General features: G+C 44.9%; 1 pseudogene. It reads left to right on the forward strand.

Going from position 1 to position 392, the window contains the following annotated elements:
* A pseudogene (locus AB4512_RS24125) lies at positions 1–392 on the forward strand (metallophosphoesterase); the annotation flags it as partial.

The following is a 392-nucleotide window of genomic DNA, read 5'->3' on the forward strand; positions in this document are numbered from 1 at the left end:
CGCCATCGTTAGCGGGCTATATTCCAGCCTATAAGCTGTTGAATATTCGCCCTGATAACCAAATTGAGGTCGAGACTGTGGCTATCGATCAAGTCGAACGTTACAACGAACTGTTTAGTCACTACGAAGAAGAGCATGCATACCTTACTCAAGCTGCAAATGGAGATCCTGATGCAGAAGCTAAGATCTGGAACAAAGATATTCTGGATTCAGAGAGCTACTACGAACTGACTGACTGGCATATCCGTGAATTAACGCGCCTACGTTTCCTTCCTAGTGATTGGCCAATCGAAATGCGTGAAATGATCATGCACATGAACGGTGAAGAGATGATGATCATGTCTCAACTAGAAACGCAGTTCACGGTCTGTCAATTAGCCGACAAGTTGGGT

This window comes from Vibrio sp. 10N.222.52.B7 (assembly GCF_041474275.1).
GTDB classification, from domain to species: domain Bacteria; phylum Pseudomonadota; class Gammaproteobacteria; order Enterobacterales; family Vibrionaceae; genus Vibrio; species Vibrio crassostreae_C.